This is a genomic window from Halomonas sp. DP3Y7-2 (assembly GCF_019800795.1).
Classification (GTDB): domain Bacteria; phylum Pseudomonadota; class Gammaproteobacteria; order Pseudomonadales; family Halomonadaceae; genus Halomonas; species Halomonas litopenaei_A.
Window position 1 is genome coordinate 227,021 of sequence record NZ_JAHVKJ010000001.1, and the last position, 26,123, is coordinate 253,143.

26 protein-coding genes are annotated in these 26,123 nt (G+C 64.0%); 6 read left to right on the forward strand and 20 right to left on the reverse strand.

The annotated features are described in order from the left end of the window. Window positions 1–5: 5 nt before the first annotated feature. Genes arsH through KUV45_RS00965 form a run of 3 tightly spaced genes read right to left on the reverse strand, consistent with a single transcriptional unit; the run spans window position 6 to window position 1,523 of the window. Complete coding sequence (gene arsH / locus KUV45_RS00955) at window positions 6–734, reverse strand: arsenical resistance protein ArsH (RefSeq protein ID WP_222162361.1); 729 nt, start codon at window positions 732–734, stop codon at window positions 6–8. Next, a complete protein-coding gene (gene arsC / locus KUV45_RS00960; protein ID WP_222162360.1) occupies window positions 731–1,153 on the reverse strand; it encodes an arsenate reductase (glutaredoxin) in 423 nt (140 codons plus the stop codon). Before arsC ends, arsH begins: the two co-directional genes overlap by 4 nt. A gap of 16 nt (window positions 1,154–1,169) precedes the next feature. Continuing rightward, entirely contained in the window at window positions 1,170–1,523 is a 354-nt protein-coding gene (locus tag KUV45_RS00965) for a helix-turn-helix transcriptional regulator (RefSeq protein ID WP_206941852.1), read from the reverse strand. A gap of 166 nt (window positions 1,524–1,689) precedes the next feature. On the opposite strand from KUV45_RS00965, the gene KUV45_RS00970 reads away from it, so the two are divergent. Both KUV45_RS00970 and KUV45_RS00975 read left to right on the forward strand, forming a co-directional pair. Further along, window positions 1,690–2,139, forward strand: coding sequence for a DUF2946 domain-containing protein (locus tag KUV45_RS00970; protein WP_222162359.1), 450 nt, complete (start codon window positions 1,690–1,692; stop codon window positions 2,137–2,139). A gap of 269 nt (window positions 2,140–2,408) precedes the next feature. Further along, entirely contained in the window at window positions 2,409–4,697 is a 2,289-nt protein-coding gene (locus tag KUV45_RS00975; protein WP_222162358.1) for a TonB-dependent receptor domain-containing protein, read from the forward strand. A gap of 179 nt (window positions 4,698–4,876) precedes the next feature. Here KUV45_RS00975 and flgL read toward each other — a convergent pair whose 3' ends face one another. From flgL to flgB, 11 genes are all read right to left on the reverse strand, one after another. Beyond that, on the reverse strand, window positions 4,877–6,112 hold the full coding sequence (flgL, locus tag KUV45_RS00980) for a flagellar hook-associated protein FlgL (protein WP_222162357.1): 1,236 nt from the start codon (window positions 6,110–6,112) through the stop codon (window positions 4,877–4,879). 13 nt (window positions 6,113–6,125) lie between these two features. Continuing rightward, the gene (gene flgK, locus KUV45_RS00985; RefSeq protein WP_222162356.1) at window positions 6,126–7,766 is read right to left on the reverse strand and encodes a flagellar hook-associated protein FlgK; all 1,641 of its coding nucleotides are present in this window, start codon (window positions 7,764–7,766) and stop codon (window positions 6,126–6,128) included. A 94-nt stretch (window positions 7,767–7,860) separates the two neighbouring features. Beyond that, window positions 7,861–9,087 carry a flagellar assembly peptidoglycan hydrolase FlgJ gene (gene flgJ / locus KUV45_RS00990; RefSeq protein WP_222162355.1) on the reverse strand — a complete coding sequence of 409 codons (1,227 nt, stop codon included), beginning with the start codon at window positions 9,085–9,087 and terminating at the stop codon, window positions 7,861–7,863. Beyond that, on the reverse strand, window positions 9,087–10,226 hold the full coding sequence (locus tag KUV45_RS00995; protein ID WP_261315742.1) for a flagellar basal body P-ring protein FlgI: 1,140 nt from the start codon (window positions 10,224–10,226) through the stop codon (window positions 9,087–9,089). Before KUV45_RS00995 ends, flgJ begins: the two co-directional genes overlap by 1 nt. 10 nt (window positions 10,227–10,236) lie before the next feature. Beyond that, window positions 10,237–10,890 (reverse strand): flagellar basal body L-ring protein FlgH, encoded by a 654-nt coding sequence (locus tag KUV45_RS01000; RefSeq protein WP_224851953.1) that lies wholly within the window; start codon window positions 10,888–10,890, stop codon window positions 10,237–10,239. A 175-nt stretch (window positions 10,891–11,065) separates the two neighbouring features. Next, the gene (flgG, locus tag KUV45_RS01005; protein ID WP_206941865.1) at window positions 11,066–11,848 is read right to left on the reverse strand and encodes a flagellar basal-body rod protein FlgG; all 783 of its coding nucleotides are present in this window, start codon (window positions 11,846–11,848) and stop codon (window positions 11,066–11,068) included. Between the two features lie 60 nt (window positions 11,849–11,908). Next, the gene (gene flgF / locus KUV45_RS01010; RefSeq protein ID WP_206941867.1) at window positions 11,909–12,664 is read right to left on the reverse strand and encodes a flagellar basal-body rod protein FlgF; all 756 of its coding nucleotides are present in this window, start codon (window positions 12,662–12,664) and stop codon (window positions 11,909–11,911) included. Between the two features lie 62 nt (window positions 12,665–12,726). Beyond that, window positions 12,727–13,980 (reverse strand): flagellar hook protein FlgE, encoded by a 1,254-nt coding sequence (gene flgE / locus KUV45_RS01015; RefSeq protein WP_222162353.1) that lies wholly within the window; start codon window positions 13,978–13,980, stop codon window positions 12,727–12,729. Between the two features lie 120 nt (window positions 13,981–14,100). Beyond that, a complete protein-coding gene (gene flgD, locus KUV45_RS01020) occupies window positions 14,101–14,796 on the reverse strand; it encodes a flagellar hook assembly protein FlgD (RefSeq protein WP_206941871.1) in 696 nt (231 codons plus the stop codon). A gap of 4 nt (window positions 14,797–14,800) precedes the next feature. Beyond that, window positions 14,801–15,205, reverse strand: a complete 405-nt coding sequence (flgC, locus tag KUV45_RS01025; RefSeq protein ID WP_222162352.1) for a flagellar basal body rod protein FlgC — start codon at window positions 15,203–15,205, stop codon at window positions 14,801–14,803. A gap of 39 nt (window positions 15,206–15,244) precedes the next feature. Further along, window positions 15,245–15,661, reverse strand: coding sequence for a flagellar basal body rod protein FlgB (flgB, locus tag KUV45_RS01030; protein WP_206941875.1), 417 nt, complete (start codon window positions 15,659–15,661; stop codon window positions 15,245–15,247). Between the two features lie 192 nt (window positions 15,662–15,853). Between flgB and flgA the strand changes: the two genes are divergently transcribed. From flgA to KUV45_RS01045, 3 genes are all read left to right on the forward strand, one after another. Continuing rightward, window positions 15,854–16,633: a flagellar basal body P-ring formation chaperone FlgA gene (gene flgA, locus KUV45_RS01035; RefSeq protein WP_222162351.1), complete on the forward strand. Its 780-nt coding sequence runs from the start codon at window positions 15,854–15,856 to the stop codon at window positions 16,631–16,633. Window positions 16,634–16,785: 152 nt separating this feature from the next. Beyond that, complete coding sequence (gene flgM / locus KUV45_RS01040) at window positions 16,786–17,088, forward strand: flagellar biosynthesis anti-sigma factor FlgM (protein ID WP_206941881.1); 303 nt, start codon at window positions 16,786–16,788, stop codon at window positions 17,086–17,088. Next, window positions 17,085–17,534 (forward strand): flagella synthesis protein FlgN, encoded by a 450-nt coding sequence (locus tag KUV45_RS01045; RefSeq protein WP_222162350.1) that lies wholly within the window; start codon window positions 17,085–17,087, stop codon window positions 17,532–17,534. The genes flgM and KUV45_RS01045 overlap by 4 nt, the downstream gene beginning before the upstream one ends. Window positions 17,535–17,663: 129 nt before the next feature. Here KUV45_RS01045 and KUV45_RS01050 read toward each other — a convergent pair whose 3' ends face one another. The 4 genes from KUV45_RS01050 to KUV45_RS01065 all read right to left on the reverse strand — a co-directional run bounded on the left by KUV45_RS01050 (window position 17,664) and on the right by KUV45_RS01065 (window position 21,835). Then, the gene (locus KUV45_RS01050; RefSeq protein ID WP_222162349.1) at window positions 17,664–19,439 is read right to left on the reverse strand and encodes an EAL domain-containing protein; all 1,776 of its coding nucleotides are present in this window, start codon (window positions 19,437–19,439) and stop codon (window positions 17,664–17,666) included. A 175-nt stretch (window positions 19,440–19,614) separates the two neighbouring features. Further along, the gene (locus tag KUV45_RS01055) at window positions 19,615–20,613 is read right to left on the reverse strand and encodes an aldo/keto reductase (protein WP_222162348.1); all 999 of its coding nucleotides are present in this window, start codon (window positions 20,611–20,613) and stop codon (window positions 19,615–19,617) included. Next, window positions 20,610–21,401, reverse strand: a complete 792-nt coding sequence (locus KUV45_RS01060; RefSeq protein WP_222162347.1) for an amidohydrolase — start codon at window positions 21,399–21,401, stop codon at window positions 20,610–20,612. The genes KUV45_RS01055 and KUV45_RS01060 overlap by 4 nt, the downstream gene beginning before the upstream one ends. After that, window positions 21,401–21,835 (reverse strand): RbsD/FucU domain-containing protein, encoded by a 435-nt coding sequence (locus KUV45_RS01065; RefSeq protein WP_222162346.1) that lies wholly within the window; start codon window positions 21,833–21,835, stop codon window positions 21,401–21,403. The genes KUV45_RS01060 and KUV45_RS01065 overlap by 1 nt, the downstream gene beginning before the upstream one ends. A 201-nt stretch (window positions 21,836–22,036) precedes the next feature. Between KUV45_RS01065 and KUV45_RS01070 the strand changes: the two genes are divergently transcribed. Beyond that, window positions 22,037–22,765 (forward strand): FadR/GntR family transcriptional regulator, encoded by a 729-nt coding sequence (locus KUV45_RS01070; RefSeq protein ID WP_222162345.1) that lies wholly within the window; start codon window positions 22,037–22,039, stop codon window positions 22,763–22,765. A 219-nt stretch (window positions 22,766–22,984) separates the two neighbouring features. On the opposite strand, the gene fucP is transcribed toward KUV45_RS01070, so the two are convergent. Both fucP and KUV45_RS01080 read right to left on the reverse strand, forming a co-directional pair. Further along, a complete protein-coding gene (gene fucP, locus KUV45_RS01075) occupies window positions 22,985–24,331 on the reverse strand; it encodes an L-fucose:H+ symporter permease (RefSeq protein WP_224851938.1) in 1,347 nt (448 codons plus the stop codon). 559 nt (window positions 24,332–24,890) lie between these two features. Then, complete coding sequence (locus KUV45_RS01080) at window positions 24,891–25,976, reverse strand: FliC/FljB family flagellin (protein WP_222162344.1); 1,086 nt, start codon at window positions 25,974–25,976, stop codon at window positions 24,891–24,893. Between the last annotated feature and the right edge of the window lie 147 nt (window positions 25,977–26,123).

The window sequence follows — 26,123 nt, forward strand, 5'->3', positions numbered from 1 at the left end:
CCCTGTCAAAGACTGTCCTGATTGACCCGCGCCGACAGCGCCTCGGCGCTTTCCACTCGCTCGGAGTAGCGCTGGGTCAGGTAGCGCGCACGGTCGCGATTGAGCCAGGTGAACTTCACCAGCTCTTCGCAGACATCAACGATACGCAGATACAACGGTGACAGACGCATCCGGCCCGCCTCGTTGAATTCATTGAATGCCTTAGGCACCGAGGACTGATTAGGGATGGTCAGCATGCGCATCCAGCGCCCCAGAATGCGCATCTGGTTGACGCTATTGAAGCTCTGACTACCGCCACATACCTGCATCAACGCCAGGGTCTTGCCCTGGGTGGGACGTACCCCGCCCAGTGACAGCGGCAGCCAGTCGATCTGTGCCTTCATCACCGAGGTCATGGCGCCATGGCGTTCCGGACTGACCCACACCATGCCTTCGGCCCAGGTCGCCAGCTCACGCAGCTCGGCCACCTTGGGATGATCGGCCTCGGCGCCGTCAGGCAACGGCAGTCCTGCCGGGCAAAACGTGCGCACCTCTGCGCCGAAAGCCGTCAGCAGCCGCGCCGCCTCCTCGGCGACCAGGCGCGAGTAGGAGCGCTCGCGCAGCGAGCCGTACAGCACCAGAATGCGCGGGGCATGGCGCGGAGCATCGGCGGGAACCAGGGCATCTACATCGATGGCCTGGAAGTGCTCGGGATCAATGTTCGGCAGATCATGCAACAAGGATGCTGCGGTCATGAGTTGCCCTCCTTGAGGGTCACGATATCGCCATCTTCCTTGGTGAAGGTGCCACCCACCCGCGACAGTGGAGCCGCCAGCAGGTCAAGCACGCGCTCGGAGGGCCGACACAAAGCGGTGCCCAGGTCGGTGACCACGATGGGCCGATTGATCAGGATGGGATGCGCCATCATGGCGTCGATCAACACTTCGTCCGACAGGTGCAGCTGTTCGAGGCCCAGCTCTGCGTAGGGCGTCCCTTTCTGGCGCAGCAATGCCCTCGGCGTGATGCCCATGGCATCGATCAGCGCGACCAGACGTTCACGGCTGGGCGGCGTCACCAGGTACTCGATGACCTCTGGGGTCTCGCCGGAGGCCTTGAGCATCGCCAGGGTATTACGTGACGTACCGCAGGCTGGGTTGTGATAGATCAGGGTCATGGTCGGGGTCGCTCCGTCAGGTGGGGTCGCTACAGCCAGGCGTCATCAGGTCGGCCAGCGGATGGCACACCTCAGGACGTCCGGCGCAGCAATCGCGCACCAGGAAGTCGAGTGTCCTGGCCATGTGCGCCAGATCTGCCCGATAGACGATCGAGCGGCTTTCTCGGCGCTGGCTGACCAGCCCAGCGCGGCTGAGCACGCCAAGGTGGGCCGATAGGGTGTTGTGGGGCACCTCCAGCAAGCGCGCCAATTCCCCCGCCGGTAGGCCATTGGGCTCATGCCGCACCAGCAGGCGAAAGGCCGCCAGCCGAGTAGGCTGGGACAGCGCCGCGAAGGTATCGAGAGTCGGTTGAAAGTCTTTAGTGTCCATATGTCCGGAATTATGGACATATTAAATGGCACGTCAAGGGTCTCTTGATCCACGACATCCCAAGCCCCGTCATCACCCTGGCTGCGACATCGCACCGCGCGTGAGGCCTCACTCACTGATCGGAACATCGCTAGACTGGCACAGTCTTGTGACCGGTAAGCCCTCGATGCCCTCATCACCTCCCCACGCCTTTCGTTCGCGCCATGCCCTCTGGTGGGCTCTGGTGGCGATGTGCCTGGTGGTGCTGGGACCGCTGATCGGGCAAGTCAGCGGCCACACCGGTGGACAGATGCACGGTCATCATGCGGCTCACCCTACCAGCGCTGATGCGGGGGTTCTCACGGCCCACCACACCAGCAGCCACACTAGCCGTCACATAAGCCGCCAGGCGAATAGCCACAAGGGCCACGCCACCGACCAGGGTATCGGCCTCGCCGATGCCTGCGGCTACTGCTCGCTGTACCAGCACGTACCGGTGCTGACCCTGCTGCCGGTGCTTGCCGCCTTGGCCGGACCGGTCCGGCGCCAAGGTGCCCGTCACAGGCCCGCACGCGGCCATTCCCGCCCCGCCATCTTTCCCCAGGCGTTGACGCGGGCGCCCCCCTGCTCTCCCTGACCATCCAGACCTAGGGAAGCGCTGAATAAATCAGCCGAGCGGCATGAGGCGCCAGGCGCCCGCAGCGCAGAACCCGGAGCCTATGCGGTATAGGTGAGGAGTTCGAGCAGCGCGTAACGCAGCGAATCGGCGGCGCAGGCATTTATGCAGTGTTTCCCTAGCCAGCCTGACCACCAAGGCTTTTATACGGGCCCCTCGCTTCCACTCTTGCGGAAGTGCTGACGGCCCCTGGATCACATCGTGCTTTTTCGCACCTGTCAGGGAAGCCCATGACCGCTTTCTGTGAACCCCTGCGCGCTCGGCGCGCCCCTCTGGCCACGGCCATCACCGTGGCGTCGCTGGCGCTGGCCGGATCCCCGGCGCTGTATGCCGATGACGCCGCTATCGACAACACCGTCGCTTCCGGCGCCGAACCCTTGCTGTCGACGCCGACCATGGTGATTACCGCGGTGCCCCTAAGCTCGCCGGTCACCATCGTGACCGACCCCCGTGTGCCCCGCCAGCCGGTGCCGGCCAGCGACGGAGCCGACTACCTCAAGACGATTCCGGGGTTTGCCACGCGCCGCACCGGCGGCACCAACGGCGACCCGGTATTCCGTGGCATGTTCGGCTCGCGCCTGCGCATCTTGACCAATGGCAGCGAGATGCTGGGGGCCTGTCCCAATCGCATGGATACCCCGACCTCCTACATCAACCCGGAAAGCTATGACGAGCTGACGGTGGTCAAGGGGCCACAGTCGGTGCTGCACGGGCCGGGCGCCTCGGCGGCCACCGTCAACTTCGTGCGTGGTCCAGAGCAACTCGATGAGGACGGCATGCGCTTCGATGCCAGCGCCACCCTGGGCACCTACGGTCGCTTCGATCGCCGCATCGACACCGCCATCGGCGGCGACACCGGCTACCTGCGCGTCGTCGCCAACGAGTCCGAGGCCAACGACTACCAGGACGGCGACGGCGACACTATCCATTCCGAATGGGACGACCGTTGGAACGCTGACGTGGCGCTGGGCTGGACCCCCAACGATGACACCTGGCTCGAGCTGGCCGTCGGACGGGGTGACGCCGAAGCCGCCTACCCTGGGCGCATGATGGACGGCAGCAAGTTCCTGCGCGAGACCATCGACCTGCGCTTTGAAAAGCGCAATATGAGCGAGCACTGGACCAAGCTGGAAGCGAGCCTAAATTACGCCTACGCCGACCACGTGATGGACAACTTCCGTCTGCGCGAACCCAAGCCGATGAACATGGGCGGAGGTCATGGTGGTGGCCACGGCAGCGGCGGTATGGGCGGCATGGGCGGCATGGGCGGCATGGGCGGCATGGGCGGCATGGGCGGCATGGGCGGCATGGGCGGCATGGGCGGCATGCCGATGATGGCCGGTGCCATGGCTGATCGCATGCAGATGGGTGGCATGGGCGACATGTCCATGGATGACCCGCGCATGGAGAGCGAGCTCGACCGCCGTACCCGCGGTGGCCGCATCGCCTCCACCTGGGAATTCGAGGACCTTACCTGGATCGCCGGCATCGACGGCAGCACCGAGGACCATCGCAAGCGCAGAAGCGCCATCGACGATGACGGCGACTTCCTCGGCGCCGGGCACTTCGCCTGGGACAAGGACTACACCCGAGGCCAGGCCGGACTCTTCAGTGAACTGACCTGGTATGCAAGCGATATGGAGCGCTGGATCGGCGGCGCCCGCTATGACTACTACCGGGTCCAGGACGAGAACGACGAAGGCCACAGCGACAGCGCCGGCGAGGTGCGCCATGACCGCCTGCCAAGCGGCTTCTTTCGCTATGAGCGCGACCTGGCCGATACACCGGCGACCTTCTACGCAGGCCTCGGCCACGTCCAGCGCTTCCCCGATTTCTGGGAGCTAAAGCCCGACAACCTGGGGCCAAACGGTCAAGAAACGGCCTTCGAGGGCGTCGAACCGGAAAAGACCACCCAGCTCGACATCGGCCTGCAATACCAGGGTGAGCACCTGGGCGCCTGGATCTCTGGCTACGCCGGCTACGTGCAGGACTTCATCCTGTTCGACTACAACGGCGGCCCTGGCGGAGATGATACCCAGGTGACCAACGTCGATGCCCAGATCGCCGGTGCGGAAATGGGAGCAAGCTACGCCTTTACCGACGCACTGAGCGGCGACGCCAGCCTGGCCTATGCCTGGGGACGCAATGCCGATGATCACGAGGCACTGCCACAGATGCCACCGCTGGAGGGCCGTTTCAGCCTGAACTGGCACCGCGGTGACATGTCGGTGGGCGCACTGTGGCGCTTGGTCGCCGCCCAGCACCGTACCGACGAGGGCAAGGGCAACGTGTCAGGCAAGGACTTTGGTGACTCCGCCGGCTTCGGCACCCTTTCCTTCAATGGCGCCTACGACGTCAGCGAGTCAGTGACCCTGAGCGCCGGTGTTGATAACGTCTTCGACAAGACCTACGCCGAGCACTTGAATGTGGCCGGAGATGCGGGCTTTGGCTTCGACGCGAACGAACGCATCAACGAGCCTGGGCGCATGTTCTGGACCCGGGTCGATCTGCACTTCTGATCACCGCTCTTGATCACCACTCTTGTCACCACAGCCAGGCAGTCGCCGTAGAAACCCCATAGGCAATAGAGAAGAAGTCGCAAGACCCAAGGCAAGAAAAACGGCGCGCCCTGGAGAGGACGCGCCGTTTTTGCATGGGGATGGGGAGAGACATGGGGCAAGCCCCACACCACCCCCTTTTACAGATAGTTGAACAACGACAGGTCACGAATGCCAATGAAGGCCTGCTGGGCGGCCTGCATGCCCACCTGACGCAGACTGTACTCAGAGATCGCCTGGTTGTAGTCCAGGTCGACCAGGTCCGACATGGTCTGGGCGTAGTTGAGTTCACGGTTGCCGCTGACCGAGTCGATCACGTCCAGCTCATTGAGCCGTGCGCCGACCGAGGCGCGCTTGGTCAGCACGTTGTCGAGGCTGGCATCCAGCTCGCGCATGGCGCCGTTGAGGGTGTTCTCCAGCGTCGCTTGCTGGGCGGGTGTGTCCGCCGGCGCTTCGAGCACCGCCAACACCTTCTCGAAGGTGGTAAAGACGTTGGTGTTCATCTCGTCGGCGGGGCCGAACACGACGGTATCGCCTGCCACAGGCTCGCCTTCGAGCTCGAGGCGCAGGCCTCCCACCTCTATCGTGGTGCCATCGGCTGCAAAGGGCTGATCCTCGAACGCAGCGCCGGCGCTGACCCAGTTGCCGCTGCCATCATCGACCTCCACGCTGTAGGTGGGCGAATCCGCCGTGCCGCCGAACGCGACCCGGTAGCGCTCGCCATACCCCGCATCAGCGGTATCGACGACATCAGGCCCGGCAAAGGTCACGCTACCGGCATTGGTGCTGCCCTGCTCAGCCACGTAGCCCGCACCGCTGGGCACGCTGGTGAAGATGTCGGCACCGGTATCCCCCACCGGCATCTTGCGCGAGGCGTCGACCTGTTGCTTGCGCACCTGATCGGAGCCAGCGTACTCGATGCCACTGCCAGAGTCCTTGAACGGTTCGCTGCCATCGGCATAGCCACCGAACAGGTAGCGTCCATTGCCATCGGTCGCATTGGCCTGACCGATCATCGTCTCGTAGATACCGCGCAAGTCGCTGGCGATGGACTGACGGTCGGCATCGCTGAGGGTGCCGTTGGCCGCCTGAATCACCAGGGTCTTGGCACTGGCCAGGGCGTCGCTGACGCTATTGAGTACGCTTTCTTCCTGGGACAGCGCATTGCGTGCGCTGACCCTGGCATCGGTGTACTGCTGGGTCACCGCCTGGGCCTGGCTGACCGACACCGCGCGGGAGGCCGCCTGGGGATCATCCGACGGGTTGACCACTCGGCGCCCGGTCGCCAATTGCTGGCTCAGGTGCATGAAGTCGGACTGCTGACGGTTCAGTGAGCTGACGCTCTGGTCAAACATGGTAACGGTGCTGATACGCATGACCTGATGCTCCTTAGCCTCTCAGTCCAAGAATGGTGTCGACCACCGAGGTAGCGGTGTCGATGACCTTGGCATTCGCCTGGTAATACTGCTGATAGCGGATCAGATTGGCCGCCTCTTCATCCAGGTTGACCCCGGACTCGGACAGCTTGACCGCGCTGAGCTGCTCGGTCAGCCCCTGCTGCGCCGCCAGATTGACCTGCACCACATTGGTCCGGTTGCCAACGTCGCTGACCAGTGACGCGTAAGCCTGGCTGAGCGTCGCACTGCCACCGACAGTGAGCGCATCCTGCAGCCCCTGCATGGCCAGCGCATTTTCGTTGTCGCCGCTGGCTCCGGACAGGCCAGCCGCAATCTTGTCGGGATCGCTGATGGCGGTCTCGAATTCACCGGCAGCGCGACGCACCGGCTGAATCTCGAAACGGTCACCATCGGCCAGTGCCGTGGGATCGTCGATGGTGAGCGTCACGCCGCCAAAACTGAGGGTGTTCTCGACCGTATCGAAGGTCGTGGTGATCGTCTCGCCGGTATCGCTGCGGGAGACCTCGAAGGTCGGTGGTGTGGCCGCGGCATCGATGACTCGCACCTGGTAGTCCGCCGCCTCGAGCTCGCTGATATTGGCGGTGTCGAAGCTCGCCGTCAGGGTCGCATTGCCCGTATTGGCATCGTGGGTGAAGACCCTGGGAGCGCCGATATCAAACATCGCGCCACCGTCCATTCCCTCCAGGTCCTTGCCGAGGGCGTGCTGTTCGTTGAAGGCCACCGCCATGGACACCGCCAGCTGGCCGATCTGGTTCTGAGTGCGATCCAGCGTCTCGGAGCGGAACTGGATCAAGCCTCCCAGGGAGCCGCCCTGCAGACCGTCTTCATCCAGCACCTGCAGGCCACCCCCGGGATCCTGGTAGCCAACGACGATGCGCTGGGGGTCGCTGGGAGACGATACCGCCTTCAACTGATAGGACTGAGTGCCGGCCACCAGCGGCTGACCGCCAGGGAGATTGACGCGGTAGGAGGTACCGTCCTGGACCGTCAGTTCGACCCCGATACGCTCACTCATTTCCGTGACCAGCTGGTCGCGCTGGTTGAGCAAGGCATTGGGCGCTTCGCCGGTCTTGGCCCGCGCCAGGGCAATCTCGCGGTTGAGGGAGGCCAGCGCCTCGCTCTGATTGTTGATCTGGGTGATCTCGTCGCGAATCTGGCCATTGATGCCGTCCTGCATGTCCTGCAGGTAGCTGTCAAAGGCCCGGAACTGGGCACTCAGCGTATCCGCCGCTCCCAGCACGCCCTGACGGGCAGCAGGATCAGACGGTGCCGAGGCCAGGTCTTCCATCGAGGAGAAGAAGTTCTGCATCAACGGCGCCAGACCGGCGTCCTGGTCGGCCAGCAGACTATCGATCTGGTTGACCTGGGTCTGGTAGGCATTCAACGCCGAGTAGGCGCTGATCGAGCCATTGAGCTGGTCCGCCACGTACTGGTTGAACTGGCGCTCGATGTCGTTGACCTGCACCCCCTGGGTACCGCCACTTCCCTCGCCCAACACCGTGATCTCGCGGTTGTAGCCGGGGGTGTAGACGTTACTGATATTGTTGCTGGTGGTGGACAGGGCATTCTGGGCAGCATTCAGACCGCTCAAGCCGATGGAGAACATGCTCATGGTGGAATTCCTTTCGCCGATAGAAGCGTTATCGGCCAAACCGCTTCAGGCTTGAGGCCGACAGCACCATTTCGTCCGTTGCTGTGCTGCGGGTCTAGAAGACGCGGGTAGGGTTCGTCGCAATATCCGCCCGTGCCAGCCAGTCTCCGCTGTCACTGGCCTGGCTGACGCTTGCCTTGCTATCGCTGGCCTGGCTGCTGCTGGCCTGGCGGGTGCTCGCGTCAGCGCTGGCCCGCTCGACGGCGGCCACCTGGGTCGCCGCGGGAGCATCACTCAGCGGACCGAAGGTATGCATGACCGCAATCAGCTTGGCGGCATAGGCCGGGTCGGTGGCGTAGCCCCCCTGCTGCAGCGCGTGGGCGGCCGCTTCCGCATCGGGGGCCGTGGTCACAGCGGCGTAGCGCGGGTTGTCGCTGATCAAGCGGGCGTAGTCGGTAAAGGCTTCCTCGAAGGAGCCGTAGACACGGAAATCATCGCGAATGCGCAGGCGCTGCCCCTGCTCCACCTCGTGGGTGGTGATCCGGGTCGTGGGGCCCTCCCAGCGACTACCGGCCTTGATGCCGAACAGGTTGTGGCTGTTGCCGCCGTCGGCGGTGGCGATCTCATGACGCCCCCACCCGGTTTCCAAGGCCGCCTGCGCCAGAATCAACTCTGCGGGCACGCCTGAGGCCTGACTGGCCGCCTGGGCAGGCGCGGCCAGCTTGTCGAGGAAGGCCTGGACATGGGCCGGTGTGTCGCGTGCCTCGCGGCCACTGATCTGGGCATCCGCTGCCTGCCGATCCAGCCCCGCGGTAACGGCGCCCAGTTCATCCAGGAAGCTGGCGGGCATCTCGACCTCATCAGCGGCCGGAGCGTCGCTTCTCAATGCATTGGACAGCGGACGCGGGGTACCGCGCGGTATCCCGGCGATCAACGCCTCCACCTCCGAGCGCTGTTCTTCGCTGCTTGGCTGGGGCCCGCGCAGCTGCTGCAGCAGCTGATCCGCCAGGCCGATGCCACGGCTGGCCATGGTCTGCGACCACTGCTGGTCGAGCAAGGACTGGTAATACTGGGTCTGGCGGGACTCGGTCAGGCCGCTGCTGGGCACCGCATCGCGCATGCTCTTCATCATCATGTTGATGAACATCGCCTCGAACTGGCGCGCCGCTTCAGCGGCGGCAGCCGGATCCTGCTGGCGCGCACTGGTTTTCAGTCGCGACAGTCCCTGCATGTCCAGCGCGAAGCCCGCTTGCCCCACACTGCCGGTGGCGCGGCTGGAGCCTGCCAGCGCAGACCCGGACAAACCCAGCGGAAGGCTCGACGACAGATCGGATATGGCCATCAGATGATCTCCAGCTCCGCTCTGAGTGATCCTGCCGCCTTGAGCGCTTCCAGGATCGACATCAGGTCATTGGGGGTCGCACCCAGCGCATTCAGCGCGTCCACCACGTCCAGCAGACTCGCCCCCTCAACGATCTGCAGGGTGCCCTGCTCCTCGTTGATGGTGATGTCGGAATCCGGCACGACCGCGGTATTGCCGGTCTCGCTGAAGGGCGTAGGCTGGCTGACGCCAAAGGCGGTATCGATGACGATCGACAGGTTGCCATGGGCCACCGCTGCCCGCTTCAGGGTCACGCTGCCATTGAGCACGATGGAGCCGGTCCGTGAATTGAGCACCACCCTGGCTCGGGCCGGCATTGGCGTCAGCTCCACACTCTCGACCCTGGCCATGAAGTTGACCCGGGAGTTGGCGTTGGTCGGCCCATTCAGCGCTATCACTCCGCCGTTGCGCGCTGACGCCACCGGGTAGTCGAACTCGTCATTGATGGCTTGCACCATGCGCTCGGCGGTGCCGAAGTCGGCCTGGTTGAGCTGCAGTTCGAGCACCCCGTCGCGGCTGCCCAGCGACAGCGGCACGGTCTGCTCGACCATCGCACCACCGGCGATGCGACCCGCGGCCTGATGGCTGATCTGCACACTGGAACCGGCGGACTGCGCGCCGGCGCCGTTGATCAGCAGATTGCCCTGGGCCAGCGCGTAGACGTCTCCATCGGCCCCCTTCAGCGGGGTCATCAGCAGGCTGCCGCCGCGCAGGCTCCGCGCATTACCGATCGACGAGACCACCACATCCAGGCGATGTCCCGGCTGAGCAAAGGGTGGCAGGTCGGCGGTCACCATCACCGCCGCCACGTTGCGCAACTGCATGTTGGTCCCCGGCGGCACCGTGATACCCAGCTGGGACAGCATGTTGTTGAGACTCTGGCCGGTGAACGGCGCCTGCATGGTCTGGTCGCCGGTGCCATCCAGCCCCACCACCAGGCCATACCCCACCAGCTGGTTGTCGCGCACACCGGCAAAGGTGGCCAGGTCGCGGACCTGCTCGGCGCGGGCCAGGGACGACCAGGCGCTCAGGCCGATCAGCAGCACCAGCATCAGACTGCCGAGGGTCAGGATGGGGCGACGGGAAACGGGATGTCTCATGATGCCAGGCCTAGAAGGGAGAAACGTTCAGGAAGAAGCGCTGCATCCAGCCCATGTGCTGGGCCTCGTTGATATAGCCATTGCCGACGTACTCGATACGGGCATCGGCCACCGCCGTGGAGGGCACGGTGTTCTGGGTGGTGATGAAGCGCGGATTGACGACGCCACCGAAGCGAATGAACTCGGTACCCTGGTTGATGGCGATCTGCTTCTCGCCGCGCACTCTCAGGTTGCCGTTGTTCATCACTTCGATCACCGATACGGTGATGGTGCCGGTAAAGGAGTTGTTGGCCTGGGAGCCGCCGCCGCCGGCAAAGTCCGAGTCACCGTCGATCTCGAAGCCATAGTCCAGCAGGTCTTCCAGACCATCCGGCACCTGGGAGAAGGTCAGGCTGGAGCTGCCATCACGATCAGCGTTGGAGCGAGAGTTCTTGCTGGCGCTGACCTCTTCATCCAGCACGATGGTCAGGATGTCGCCAACGCTGCGCGGACGACGATCCTCGAACAGCGGCTGGTAGCCCCGTGCCTTCTGGAAGATCGAGCCGTTGGCCACCGGCAACGGGCGATCGGGGATCTCGATCTGCTCCTGCTCGCCGACCACCGAGGCATGAGGAATCTGGGCACAGCCCGACAGCGCCAGCACGGCCAGCGCCAGGGCCAGCATCACCAGGCGCAGCGCTGGCCCCAGCACCGCATGAGAGCCCCCATCAACGCCAGTACGTGGCTGCCGCAGGGAAGAGTGAGTGTCAGCGTACATGGCCGGCTCCAGCGCTATCAGGGGACGTGATTCAGGGTGTCAGCACGTTGATGGTCAGGGGCGTGTCAGTGACAGGCCGAGATCATAGCTGCGCCAGGCGCGCCAGCATCTCGTCGCTGGTCTGCACCGCCTTGGAATTGATCTCGTAGGCGCGCTGGGTCTCGATCATGCTGACCATCTCTTCCACCACGTTGACGTTGGACGTCTCGACGTAGCCCTGCAGCAAGCGACCGGCACCGTTCATGCCAGGCATCAGCTCATTGCGCGGCCCCGAGGAGCTGGTCTCCACGTACAGGTTGCCGCCGATGGACTGAAGCCCAGTGGCGTTGACGAAGGTCGAGATGGTGATCTGGCCGACCTCGTCGGACTCACTGGTGCCGGGCTGGGTCACCGAGACGATGCCGTCCTCGCCGATGTCCACGGACAGGGCGTTGTCAGGAATGATGATGGCCGGCTCCAGCGGATAGCCATTGGCGGTCACCATCTGGCCGTTCTCGTCGAGCTGGAAGCTGCCGTCGCGGGTAAAGGCGGTGGTGCCATCAGGCATCAGTACCTGGAAGAACCCCTTGCCGTTGATCGCCAGGTCCCGGGAGTTCTCGGTCGACTCCAGGCCACCCTGGGTATGCAGCCGTTCGGTGGCTACCGGACGCACACCGGAACCGATCTGCATGCCGGACGGCAGGCGATCCTGGACGTTGTTCTGGGCCCCCGGCTGACGCATGTTCTGGTACAGCAAGTCCTCGAACACGGCGCGGGACTGCTTGAACCCGTTGGTCGAGACGTTGGCCAGGTTGTTGGAAATCACGTCCAGCTGGACCTGCTGCGATTCGAGTCCGGTCTTGGCCGTCCACAGCGACTTGATCATGGTGCTTCTCTCCTCGTGCCGGGCCTTGCCAGCGCCGGCCTGTATTCAGGGGCCGTGGTATCAGCCGTTCAGCGACAGCAGGCCGTTGGCCTTCTGGGCGTTTTCGTCAGCGCTCGAGATCATCTTGGTCTGCAGCTCATAGCGGCGCGCCACATCGATCATCGAGACCATGGCCTCCACCGGATTGACGTTGCTGCCTTCCAGGGCTCCGCTGACCACCGTGACCTGCTCCGCCGCCGGCAGCTCAGCCGGCTGGCCGTTGGCGCCCGTCGCACGGAACAGTCCGTCTGCGCCACGCTCCAGCTCGCCAGGCTCGGGAGCGACCAGCTTGAGTCGACCCACTTCCGCCAGGGCGTCCGGGTCCTGGCCCATGCCGATGGCGCTCAGGGTGCCGTCGGCGCCGACAAACAGCTCGGCCTCCAGCGGGATCTGAATCGGGCCGCCCTCGCCGATCACCGGACGCCCCATCGACGTCAGCAGGCCATTGGCATCGACCTGCAGGTCTCCCCGACGGGTGTAGGCCTCGCCGCCATCGTCGCCCTGCACGGCCAGAAAGCCGTCACCGTCGATGGCCAGGTCCAGGGTGCGCCCTGTGCGGGTAATCGCGCCTGGCGTGAAGTCGGTGCCTGGCGTGGTGGCGGCGGTAGAGACCCGAGTGTCCAGACGCGCTTCGCCTTCCACCGGCACCGCGCGCATGGCATGCAGCTGGGCCCGAAACCCGGAGGTGGAGGCGTTGGCCAGGTTGTGGCTGACCACCGACTGCTGTTCCATGGTCTGGCGGGCGCCACTCATGGCGGTGTAGAGCATGCGATCCATCGGCTATCCCTCTGGGGCGTCTGGGCGGCCACTGCCTGCGGCAGCGGCCGGGGCGGTCATCATCAGCGCAGGTTGATGGCGGTCTGCAGCACTTCGTCCTGGGTCTTGATGGTCTGGGAGTTGGCCTGATACGCCCGCTGGGTGACGATCATGCTGACCAGCTCCTTGGCCATGTCGACGTTGGACGTTTCGATGGCGCCGGACTGGATGCCACCCAGCAGGCCGGTGCCCGGTGCGCCTACCAGCTCCTGGCCAGAGGCGTCCGTCGCCGCCCAGGTGTTGTCACCGGCAGGGGACAGGCCTTCCGGATTACGGAAGTTGGCCAGAGCGATCTGACCGGCCGGACGGGTCTGCTCGTTGGAATAGCTGCGCACCACGGTGCCGTCGTCCTGGATGCTGATACCGACCAGGGCGCCGGAGGTATAGCCGTTCTGGTTCAGTGCCGTGGTGCTGGCGCTGTTACCGAACTGGGTGGAGCCGGAGATATCGAAGGTCAGGTCCATGTCCGTGGCGGCGCCGTCGAAGTAGTCGGCGGAGGCAAAGGACATCGCAAACTGGCCGTTGGCCGGCGCGGTCAGCTGACCATTTTCATCAAATTCCATGGCCATGGTCTGGGGGGCACTGGGCGTCGCCCCATCCATCAGCACCTTGCCGTCCATCGCCATGGTGCCCGTCCAGGTATTCGGCCCGGTCTTCTCGTAGTAGACCGTCACGTTGCGCGGGTTGCCGAGGGAGTCGTAGGCGGTGAAGTTGTTGGAGTAGTGATAATCCACCTGCACGTTGGTGGCGCCACCAGACCCGGCCAGAGTCACGCTGTTGGTGTCGACGCCCACTTCCTTGCGCGAGTCCAGATTGAAGGTGGTGGCCACCTCGGTGGTGGCGCTGGCCGGCATCTCGTCGGCCTCAACCTGCAGCACTTCGGGCTGACCGCCGACCTGCACCTGACCGGCAGCGTTGACGCCGTAGCCCATGATGCGGGCGCCCTGGGCGTTCTGCAGGTAGCCATCCGGGGTCATCGTCAGCTGGCCATTGCGGCTGTACACCACCTGGCCGTTCTGCTCCATGCGGAAGAAGCCATCGCCGCTGATGCCCAGGTCCAGGGGACGATTGGTGGATTCCAGGTTGCCGCCGCTGAAGTCCTGCAGCACCGTGGAGACCTTGGTGCCCAGGCCGATCTGGGAATTGGCGAAGACGTCGGCGAACTGGGCGCTGCCGCTCTTGTAGCCCACGGTCTGCGAGTTGGCGATGTTGTTGCCCAGCACATCCAGGCTGTCGGCGGCGGCATTCAGGCCGCTAAGCGCTTGTGAAAAGCCCATGTCACACTCCTTAGATAGTTCCCTGCGTCGATGACTCGACGATCATGTTCTCGACCTTCAGCGGCGCACGGCAGCCTCGTCGGCACAGCCTGGACGTCGCCAGCGACCTCTCGTCTCGCCCTACAGAATCTGGCGAATATCATTGAGCGCCACCTGGCCGTAGACCGCGCCAAGGTCGAGCATGACCTGGCCGCTGTCCGTGGCCGGGGACACACCCCCCACCTGGGCATAGTTCAAGGCGGTGACCGACAGCGCCTCACCCTCGACACCGGTGGCATCGATGCTGACGCGATAGGCACCTTCAGGGGCGGCCACACCCTCCGCGGTCATGCCATCCCACTGGAACGACTCGCTCCCCGCCGACGCCGGGCCCAGGTTGTAGCTGTTGATGACTTCGCCGGACTCGTTGGTGATGGTCACCTTGACCTCGGCCGCGGGGCTATCCAGCTCGACACCAAAGGGCGTGGAGACCGGAGTGCCATCGTCGTTGTGGGCCATGACGATGCGATCTCCGGGCACCAGCACGCCCTTGCCGATCAGCGACGTCGCCTGCAGCGCCTGGCCGGCATTGATCTGGCCAGTGATCGACGACATGGTCTCGTTGAGATCCTCGATGCCGGATACGGTATTGATCTGAGCCAGCTGCGAGGTCATCTCGCTGTTGTCCATGGGGTTGAGTGGATCCTGGTTCTGCAGCTGCGTCACCAGCATCGTCATGAAGTTGTCGCCGAGCTCATCGGAGGCCTGCTTGGAGCTGGCCTGAGCGGTCGCGGCATTGACGGCGTTATAGACGCTGGGATCAATAGTAGTGGCCATCGGCTCAGCCCTCGCCCAGGGTCAGCGTCTTGAGCATCAGCTGCTTGCTGGTGTTCATGACCTCGACGTTGGCTTGATAGGAGCGGGAGGCGGAGATCATGTTGACCATCTCGCCCACCGGGTCGACGTTGGGCATCGACACGTAGCCGGCATCGTCCGCCAGCGGGTGCTCGGGGCGGTACTCCTGACGCAGCGGAGAGGGATCCTCGACCACCTCGCGCACCGCCACACCGCCGATGCCGTCGCTGGCGGCGCGCGATTCAAACACCGCCTGACGCGCTCGGTAGGCCTCGCCATCGGGGCCGGCCACGCTGTCGGCGTTGGCCATATTGCTGGCGGTGACGTTCATGCGCTGAGCCTGGGCGGTCATCGCCGAGGCAGAAATATCAAAGATCGCGAACATCGACATGGAGCGCTCTCCCTGCGTGGAATAAATGGTGGCCTGGGCTTATTGCTCTGGCTGCATGGCCTGCTTGAGGCCCTGGATGCGGCTGTTGAGGATGGTCAGCGCAGCCTGATAGCGCACCGAGTTGTCGGTAAACGCCGCCCGCTCACGATCCATGTCCACGGTGTTGCCATCGAGGCTTGCCTGTTCCGGCACGCGATACTTGAGTTCACTGCCGCCCAGGGACAGCGCGCTGCCGTGCCCCGACAGGTGATGGCCAGAGGTCCGCGACAGCGCCAGCCCCGGCTGGGACATGCCGCGGGTAGCGGATTCCAGCGCCTGGGCGAAATCCATGTCGCGGGCCTTGTAGCCAGGGGTATCCGCATTGGCGATATTGCTGGCCAGCACCTTCTGGCGCTCCTGTCGCAGCGACAAGGCCTGCTGATGAAAGGCCAGAGAGGCTTCGAGCTGATCGATCATCCCAGTGCGCTCCGTAGGCAGGGAACAAAGACAAAGGTTTCGACGATGAAGAATACCCAGCCCGGTGTCAGCACAAAGCCGTGAACAGCCGTCATAAGCGTGCCCATTTCGATCCATACCGGCGCCGCGCCAAGGCTAGACTGGTGTGCCATACGCCATCCCAGGCCATGATTTAGGCGACAGGTACCCGCCATGCCACAGCGTTCGCAGCGCCTAGAGACCCTTTCCTTGCTGGACCCGCAGCGACGCTCAAGCCTTGCGCCGCTGGCGCGACTGCTGCTGGTCATTTTCCTGCTGGCCACGTCCCTGCTGACCATTGCCTGCACAGCACAGGCCGCGGATGAACCGCAGCACACCGCGTTGCTTGATCGGGTCGAGGGGTTTCTGTTCGAACAGGCGCTGGCCGACGGCGCCTCGCCACAAGACCTGCAGATCGAGGTCTTTACACCGGCGGCAAACCTGACGGACTGCCAGGCAGCAGAGCCCTTTCTGCCTCGCGCTGGTACGCGCCTGGCCGGACGGGTATCGGTAGGGCTGCGCTGCGCCGGGGAGTCGCACCGCACGCGCTATCTGCAGGCTGACATCACCCGCATGGGTTGGCAGCTGGTGGCGGCTCGCGACATTGCCCCCGGAGAGCGCCTGAGCGACGACATGCTGAGCCGTGAGCGGGTCGACCTGGCCCGGCTGTCCTCCCAGGCATTGAGCGACCCTGCCAGCGCCATCGGCCAGGTCGCCCGGCGCGGCATCCGACAGGGGCAGGCCCTGGCCAGCCACCAGCTCAGCGCTCCGAAACTCGTCAGACGAGGCGAACAGGTCGCGGTGGAAGCCAGCGGACGCGGCTTTCGCATTAGCCGCCAGGGCGAAGCCCTGGAGGCAGGGGGAATGGGGGACAGGGTGCGCGTCAGGGTGGATCGGCGCCAGGTGCTCGAGGCCAGGGTGGTCGATCGCGGACGCTTGGCCGTGGCCTTTTAGCCGCTTGCCTTCATGCTTGCAGCGCCCACCACTGGTCATCCAGACCCTGCTGGCCTAAAGTTTGGCGCAGCGCTGCCGATACCCTTTCTAGTTACCGAGTCAGGCACGTCAGCCGCGCCTGCTTCTAGCGCCAATCTTGTGAGGCCATGCCCGTGAAAATCGATTCGCAACAGCCGCTGACCCGCCCCGCCCAGAGCGAAGGGCCTCAGCAGAGCGAAAAACCGACGCCCGCTGGCACCTCGTCATCGGCGGAAGCCGGCGCCCAGACCCACCTCAGCCGTCCGGCGGCCGATGCCAGCCAGGACATCGACATGGCACGGGTAGAAGAGATTCGCGACGCCATTCGTGAAGGTCGCCTGGAGATCAATCCGGAGCGGATCGCCGACGGGCTGATCGACAGTATTCGCAGCATGCTGGACGAGCCGGCGGCCGGCAACGGACGCGATCCGTCATGAGCCTCACCCGCCTGCTGGATCAGCAACACACCCGCCTGAGCGATCTGCTGGGACTGCTGCAGCAGGAGCAGGAGTGCCTGGTGCAAGGCCAGGTCGACACCGAGGCCCTGGTAGGATTGGCCACGCGCAAGTCGGAGATTCAGCAGCAACTTGCCGAGACCGAGGCGCGACGTCGCCAGGTGCAGTGCCGCCTGGGCTACGCCGACGACCGCGAGGGCGCGCGCCAGGCCGCCATGGATGCAGGTTGTATCGCGCAGTGGGACTCCACCATGGCGATGGCCAGGGACGTCTCCCGCGCCAACCTGCGCTGCGGGGAATTGCTCGGCCTGCGTATGCAGCACAACCAACAGATGCTTGACGAGATTCACCGCATCGCCAACGCCAGCGTTTATCGGCCAGACGGGCGTACCCGCCTGCAACCCTCGCGCCTGAACGTCTCGGCCTGAGCCGCGGCAACTCTCCGCCAGTTCTGCTGTTTTCCACACGTCAGTGACTCACACCGCGGTTACCCATACTGCAGTTACCCACACTGCGGCTGCCCAGCCAGCACCGACAGCCGGGCAGTGGCCGTATGACTACAGCGGTGCCGCCGGCCTCGCTCCCGCCGCCACCCATGCCAGCAAGGCGTGAGCGTCCAACGGCGCCCCCAGCAAATGCCCCTGAGCCCGCATCAGCCCCAGCGCTCGCACCGTCTCGAGCTGGCTGGCGGTCTCGACCCCGACGGCCACCGCGGTGAACTCCAGGGTCTCGAAGCAGCGAATCAGCGCCGCGACGCTCTGGCGTGCACTCGATGAGGGTTCGGCCAGCGCGCGCAGGGTATCGGGCCCCAATTTACCGAGGGAGACCGGCAGCGAGGCCATGCCGAACAGGTCCACCGGGGACTGGCCCAGCCGGTCCACCCCCAGTCGTATGCCCAGCGCCACCAGCCGCCGCAGCAGGTGTGACTGGCGGTAGCCCACCTCGAACAGACCGGTGCCATCGACCTCCAGGCTCAGCCAGTCAAGACGCTCGTCGCCACCACTGTCTGCACTGCACAGCTGACGGAGATACAGATCCAGCGCCCGGCCATCAAAGCTGACCTGATCGAGCAGGCAGGGATGAATGTTGACCGCCACATCCCAGTCCCCCAGCGCCAGCCCCGCTTCGCGCCAACGCCGGCGCTGGGCCACGACTTCCTTCAACACCCAACGGTCCAGCCGATCGATCAGCTGCATCTCCGCCGCCAGCCCCAGAAACTCCTCCGGGGCGATATCCCCGCGGCGGGGATGGCGCCAGCGCACTAGCGCCTCGAGCCCGCAGCAATGTCGCGAGGACAGATCGAACTGGGGTTGAAACACCAGGTACAGCTGCTGGTCGGGAAACATCAGCGCTTCCTGCAGCTCCTGACGGAAGCACTGCTGGATTTCCATCAACTGCTGAAGGCTGCCGTCATAGAAGGCAAAGCTGCCCAGCGGCGCCTCTTCCAGCGCCTTTTCCGCATGGGCCAGCAGCTCGCCCGCCTCTTCCCCATCCTCAGGGCATAGCGCAATACCGATGCGCGGCTCGATCAGCGCAGGCGAGTAGCCGGACAGGGTAAACGGGGGTTCCAGCGCCTCCAGGCAGCGATCGGCGATCACCTGGAGGGTCTCGGGGGACATCGGATGCTCCAGCAGGATGCCCCAGCGCTCCCGGTCGAGCTGCACCACACTGTCTTCGCGTCGCAGGGTGTTGACCAGGCGGCGCCCTGCGCGGCGTGACACACGTGACGCCACCTCGGCGCCATGCTCCACCATCAAACGTGAAATACCATGCAGCTCGACCAGCATGACCCCAAGGCGCTGGCCCAGCCGGTCGGCACGTTCGAAGGCGTGGGACAAACGATCTTCGAAGATCCAGGCGCTGGCCACGCTGCCGATATCCGCATGGCGGCGCTCGAGCACCGACTCGGCGTCAGCGTTGAGGTCGATAAAGGTGACCAGCCACATTAGCGGCTCTGCCAACGAGTCCGCCTCGCCCGCGTCGCGATCGAAGGAAACACAGGACATCAGGCCCAGGCGAGCATTGGCGCTGTCATCTACCAGCAGCCAGGCCTGCTGCCATTCCTCACCGGGTGACAGGGTGTGATAACTGCCACGCTCTCCCAGCAGGTTGACGAAGGGGCGAAACAACTCGTTGAGATTACGCCCGATCAGCTCGCCGCCGGTGGGGCATGCCAGCACCGTCAGGGCCGTGTTGACCCACACCAGCCTGTCGTTGGCGTCAATCAGTGCCATACCGACCGGCGCCCGGTCCAATACCAGCCCCGCCACCACCGACGGGTGGCGCGTCACAGTGCCGCCGCCACCTGCCTGCGACAGCGACCTTGGGCCCATGTCTCCTCGTCGATCCTTAGCCATGTGCCCTGCCCAGAAAAAGGTAAGCGGTGCGCATTACCTAATATAGTCATTATCGGCTGGCAAAGTGCACTCTTTAGCCTTCGGACGGGCAGTTTTTGCACAGACAGGGGCATTTGCTGCTCGAGACAGACGACAACTCAATGCATCCGTCCTATCTCTCTGCCATCAGCAGGTCCCGCTCACGTAACTCGCTCCAGAAGGCCTCGGGAATCGACCGCACGGATAGCCCATGATTTCGCTTTACCTGCTCCGGCGAGCGCATCCCCGCCATGACATTGACCACGGCAGGGTGACGCCACGGGAAGGCCAGCGCCGCCGCTGGCAGGCTGACACCATGGGCGCGAGCCACCGCGGCAAGATCGCGGGCACGCTGGAGCATGGCCTCCGGCGCCGGCCCGTACTCGTACCAGGCATCGGCGGGAGGCTCATCACGTGCCAGCAGGCCCGAATTGAACACACCAACCGCCACGACGCCCACCTGGCGCTCCAGGCAGGCGTCCATCAGTCCTGCCTGCTCCTGCTCCAGCAAGGTATAGCGCCCGGCCAGCATGATCAGGTCGGGCCTGGCCTGATCAACGAAGCGCTTGAGCATGCCGGCATCCTTGGAGCCTACTCCCCAGGCAGCGATCTTGCCCTGCTCACGCAGACGTTCAAGCTCAGGGACCGCTCCCTCCAAGGCCTCCTCGAAGCGATCCGTGGGCTCTTCCGGATCATGGATCCAGAGGACGTCCACCGACGCCATATCGAGGCGCGCAAGCGAGGCCTCCAGGCTCTGGCGGACGCCCTCGGCGGTATAGTCGCACCGACGGATCAGCTCATCGGCCACCAGGAAGCCGTTAGCCTCATCGCTGCCCCGCGGAGCAGGGTTAGGCTCCAGCAGCCGCCCCACCTTGGTGGAAATGACGACGTCATCCGGCGAGCGTCCCTTGAGGGCCTGTCCCAGTCGTCGCTCGGATAGCCCAAGTCCGTAGTGAGGGGCCGTATCGTAGAACCTGAGCCCCAGCTCCCAGGCGCAGTCCACTGCGGCAAGGCAGTCCTCTGCGGATGTCACCTTGCCCATGTTGCCGAACTGCGCCGCACCAACACCTAGGCCTTCGAAGGCACGGCGCAGCTTGGGCGGCAGACGGCTGGCGATCGGCGATGTCGTCATCCGGTATCCCTCCTGTGGTAGATGTTCAAGGCGTTGTCCTCGGCAACGGCCTGACGCTTTTCCGCGGGCACCTGCGCCAGCACCCGCTCGCACCAGTCCTCAGGATCCTGGCTCACGGGGCTGTCGCTACCGACCAGGCAGCGCTCGGCGCCGAAGGTCTCAAGCGCCAGGTCGATCATGTCCGGTGCATGACGCTCCAACTCATCGATGCCGTGACACTCTGCCGGCAGCCCGGATAGCTTGCAGTGAACCCGGTCGAGTTCGGCCAGGCGCGCCAGATTGCGCTGCCAGGCGTCACGGGCGACGCCGTCACGCGGGTTCGGCTTGCCCATATGGTCGAGCACCACCGTCAACTCTGGCACCCGCTCGAGCAACGCCAGAAGTCGCGGCAGCTCGTGGTCCCTGACACAGGCATCGAAGGGCAGGCCCCAGCCGGCCAAACGCTTCAGGCCGTCGACCAGGGAGGTCGAGTCAAACAGCTCCTGGTCCTGCAGCAGACGCCTGACGCCGACCACCTGAGGCACCTCGGCCAGATTCGCCAACGCCCGCTCGGCCCGAGGCAGCTCCAACGCGACGCTGGCGACCACACCGTGTACCCGAGGGTCACGCTCGGCCAGCGCGATCAGCCAGTTGGCTTCCTCGGCGGGATCGTGGGCGTCGGCCTCGACCAGCACGTAGCGACGGTCCTGGCCATCAGGAATCGCCGCCATGGGGGGCAGGCCCGCAGCGGCGAGCCAGGGAATCCGCACCACCTCGGTGTCCCAGACGTGAAGGTGGGTATCGATCATCACGGGACACCTATCGTCAGTAGAAAGTTGGAATAGGGGCGGCACTCGCCGGTGGCGACCACCAGGCACACATCGGGGCGTTGGCAGGCGTCATAGAAGGCCCAGCGATCCAGGCCCGACCAGTCAAGCTGCTGACCTCCGCCATGACGGTGTCCGGCCAGCCGCTGCTGGCACTCGAGCACGCACTCTGCGGCGGCGCCCTCGGCGTTGGCCATGTAGGTGACGCGTTCTATAAACACCGCCTGGGCCAGCGCCTCCATGACGGACAACGCTGGCACCATGCCCTCGCACAGGTTGAGGTAGACCCGGCTCGCTGATGGCGGGGCCCCAGTCGAGTGCGGATAGAGCGCATCGGCCACCAGCACCCTGGCGCCGTGGCCCGCTGACGCAAGAGCATGTAATAGCGGCGGATGCAGTAGCGGCCCCTTGATCATGTTGCGGCCACCCAGGCGGACGTACCGTCAATGCCTGCGCCAGGCCACCAGCCGGCGAAGACAGGGGCGCGCAGCTCTGCGGCTCTGGCGTGGGTGAGGATCGGCATATATGAGCTCCTGATTCATCAGATGTATTAAGCGCTCTGGACTTTCCGCTAGACTGGTCGGGTTCCCCCCTCTACCGAGCCGGAGACCTGCACCATGACGTCACCTCCATCGCCCGGCAGCGACCAGCGCCGCCCCTCCCAATATGAAGTGGTGGTTCAGGGCATTCAGGAGATGATCGTGTGTGGCGAGATCACCTCCGGCGATCGCCTGCCTGTCGAGTCAAGCCTGGCGTCCCGCTTTGGTGTATCGCGCAGCTCGCTGCGCGAAGGCGTCAGGGCATTGGTCGCGATGGGCATCCTCGAAACCCGCCAGGGATCCGGCACCACCGTCACATCGCTCGATCCCGGACTACTGCTGAAGCCCCTGGAGTTTTGGGCAGGCATCCAGGCCGGCACCTCCTCCCGCGACCTTCACGGCGTGCGCCAGGCCCTTGAAGTCGAAGCCGCAGCGGTCGCGGCTGAACGCCGAACAGACGCGGACATTGCCTCCTTGCATGCGGTGCTGGCCAAGGCGGAACCCGCCATCCGCGAGCTCGACCACGAGGCGGCGATGGCCGCTGATCTGGAGTTCCACCTGACCCTGGCAAGGATTTCCCGCAACCCCGTGTTGATCGCCTTGCTCGAGGCACTCTCTCGACCCACGCTGAGGATGCGCCTGTGGCAATCGATCCACCTGAGCGGACGGCTGGCGATTACCCATCAGGAACACCTCGCCATTCTTAATGCCGTGGTCGCCGGCGATCCGAGAAGCGCCCATGCCGCCATGCAGACCCATCTCGCACAGGTGGCTGTTGTCTTACACGACACCACCCACAGCGCCTGAGCAAACACGCCTTAACTCCCTGCACTGATGATGTGCTTCACTGACGATCTGCTTCACTGGCGACGTACTGCATTGACACTGTAGCGCTCTAGCAATGTAGAGCCTTGGAACAGACCTGCGCGCCACTGGTGAAGTCAGCGCGGCGCGCTGTGCCAAGTACTAAGTCAAGTACTAAGCCAAGAGCTAAGCCAAGTACCATGCCAACTCCTGAGTCAGGTCCTAAGCCAGGTCGCCTTCACTGGCCTCCTTATCGCGGGGGTGACGCTGCACGTAGATGCCGAATGCGACGATAACTGCAAAGCACGCCGCCACGACCACATAGCTGGTCTGGGCGGAGGTGATGTCGATCAACCAGCCCTGCAGCAAAGGCATCAAGGCTCCCCCTACGATGGCCATCACCAGTCCCGCCGCGCCGTACTTGGTGTCCTGCCCCAGCCCTTCCAGAGAAATCCCGTAGATGGTCGGGAACAGCAGAGAAATGCAGGCGCTGAGCAGGACAATCGCCACGGCGCCGAGCAGGTTGCCGCTGATCACCGCCACCAAGCACAGGACAACCCCCAGCGAGCACATCCAGGTCATCAGTCGACGTGGATCAACGCGCCCCATGACACCGACCATGACAAAGCGCGACACCAGAAACACCAGCAACGACGCCTGCAGCCAATAACCAGCCACGCCATCGCTAACTCCCAGCGTCTGGGTCACGTAATGAATCGTGAAGGTCCAGGTACACGTCTGGGCCGCTACATTGAAGAACTGTGCGACGACCCCGAAGGCATACCGGCGGTTACGAATCAGCCGCCCGAAACGGCTGCCTGGTAGTCTCGTCTTCTCCCCGGGCTGGTCCGCCATCAGGGCCTTGTGAGGGGGGACGCGCACCATGGCGATGGCAATGGCGATCACCACATACACCAGGGCCAGTGTGATGTAGGGACCCATGACCGCCTGCAGCTCAGCCGACTGCATCTCCGCCAGGGCATCCCGGGTCAGTGAGGCACGCTGTTCAGCCGTAGCCGGGTTGACGTTGGGAAGAATAAACAGCGCCGCCAGCAGCACCCCCAGATTGGACCCCACCGGGTTGAAGGATTGCGCAAAGTTCAATCGCCTTGTCGCGTTGTGCCGCGGCCCCATGGCCATGACATAAGGGTTGGCCGAGGTCTCGAGAATCGACAGCCCCGCCGCCAGCGTGAACAGCGCCACGAGGAACATCGAATAGGTCATCATCTGGGAGGCGGGCAGAAACAGAAGCCCTCCGGTGGCCGCCAGCAACAGCCCGATCAGCACGCCGCCCTTGTATCCCAGGCGCGAGTTGATCCAGGCAGCGGGAATCGCCAGCGCGAAGTAGGCACCGTAGTAGGCAAATTGCACCAACGATGCCTGCAGCGCACTCATCGAGAACACAGAGCCAAACACAGAGACCAAGGGGTCTGTCAGATTGCCGGCAAGCCCCCAGGCGGCAAAGCAGGTGACGATCAGGATAAAGGGCAGGAGCATGCCTTGATGCAGAAACGAGGACGGCTCGGTCGAGGGCGATGGCCCCGCCGTGGCAACTGAGGATGCATCCACAAGTGACTCCTTATAATGATTATTGAGACAATTGATCAGATGAATTGCATTTATCAGAGTGAAACTAGTTGAGGGGACAAGGAAAGACAAGACGCCGACGCTAAGACAATCGTCTTAGCCTGACAGCAAGAAGGAAAAAAAATTTGTTATAAAACAGCTTGTTAATAAAACAGCGATAACAACATCAAGACGCTTCGCATTAAGAGCGGAGAAAATCGCTCCATCATGAGAGCCAAACGCCTAGCGGCACGACGAGGATAGATAGGATGACCTGAGCAGCTGTAGTTCCACCACCAGGCATCCTGCACCGATGCGATGTTGCCGTCAGACTCCGCAAGCCAACGAACAACGAATCGCAGGAAGTGGCCAGAGCAGCCAGCGAGACATGGCAATGCAGCCACAGGGCGATAAGCCGACCAGGGGCAGGCTGTGCGCCCAGCACGCCCGAGCTCAGTACATCAGGCCAGAAACGCCAACAGGCGCCAGAAGGCGCCTGTTGGGGGAGGGCCAAGAACATGGCCCTGGGAGGAACACGTCAGCCAACGGCTGACACCAGGCCTTAGCCCAGCAGGGACAGCACGCCCTGAGGCACCTGGTTGGCCTGGGCCAGCACGGAGGTACCGGCCTGCTGCAGGATCTGGGCGCGGGTCATGTTGGCCACTTCCACCGCATAGTCAGCGTCTTCGATACGCGAACGAGCGGCAGACAGGTTGGTCTCGGTCGTGGACAGGTTGGTAATCGCAGACTCGAAGCGGTTCTGGATGGCACCCAGGTCAGAGCGCAGCGTGTCGACCTGGCTCAGAGCAGAGTCGAGCTGCTCCAGCGGATCGGTAGTCGCCGCCTGGGTAACACCTGTCGCCTTTGAGGTGTCCAGAGTGATGCTGATCTTGTTGTCAGCCGCATTGATGGACACATCGTTCTCGTCCAGTGCGTAGAAGGTCGTCGGGTTGCCGCCAGTAGCCGCTACCTGCAGGTAGTAGTCGCCATCGCTGTCCTTGACCACGCTCTGGCCAGTGGCCAGGCCGGTGAAGGAGGCAGCAGTCGTAGTACCAGAGGTATCCAGGTCAAAGTCGGTGGCCAGAGTAGTGGCCGCACCAGCAGCAGGAGTACCAGCAGTGCCATTGACGTTGAAGCTATCCAGACTCAGCGTCTCGGAATTGATTTCGTCGAGATCAATGGTGATGGTCTCGTTGTCGTTGGCGCCCACCTGGATGGTCAGATCCTGATCCTTGGCCAGGACCTTGACGCCATTGAAGCTGGTCTCGTCGGAGATGCGATCAATTTCTGTCAGACGCTGATCGATTTCCTTCTGAATGGAGTTCAGGTCGTCGGCAGAATTGGTGTCATTCTGAGCCTGCACCGACAGCTCACGAATACGCTGCAGGTTGTCGTTGACCTGGTTCAGGGCGCCTTCTGCGGTCTGGGCAACAGAGATGCCGTCGTTGGCATTACGCTGGGCCTGGGACAGACCAGTGATCTGGGCTGACATGCGGTTGGCGATGGCCTGACCCGCGGCGTCGTCCTTGGCGCTGTTGATACGCAGACCGGAAGACAGACGCTCCATGGAAGTGGCCAGGGCGTTCTGGGAACGGTTCAGGTTCTGCTGACCGATCATGGAAGTGATATTGGTGTTGATCACGGACATGGTGTCATCCTTCCTTAAAGGGTTGGGCTCCATTGGCGGACCGTCTGGGCCTGCCGCAACGGCGCCGTTGGCCGTTACTCTCTCTATCGGATGAATTTCCAAAAGCTTTAGGACGAAGACGAAAAAACTTTCCTGCACCTTCCTGAA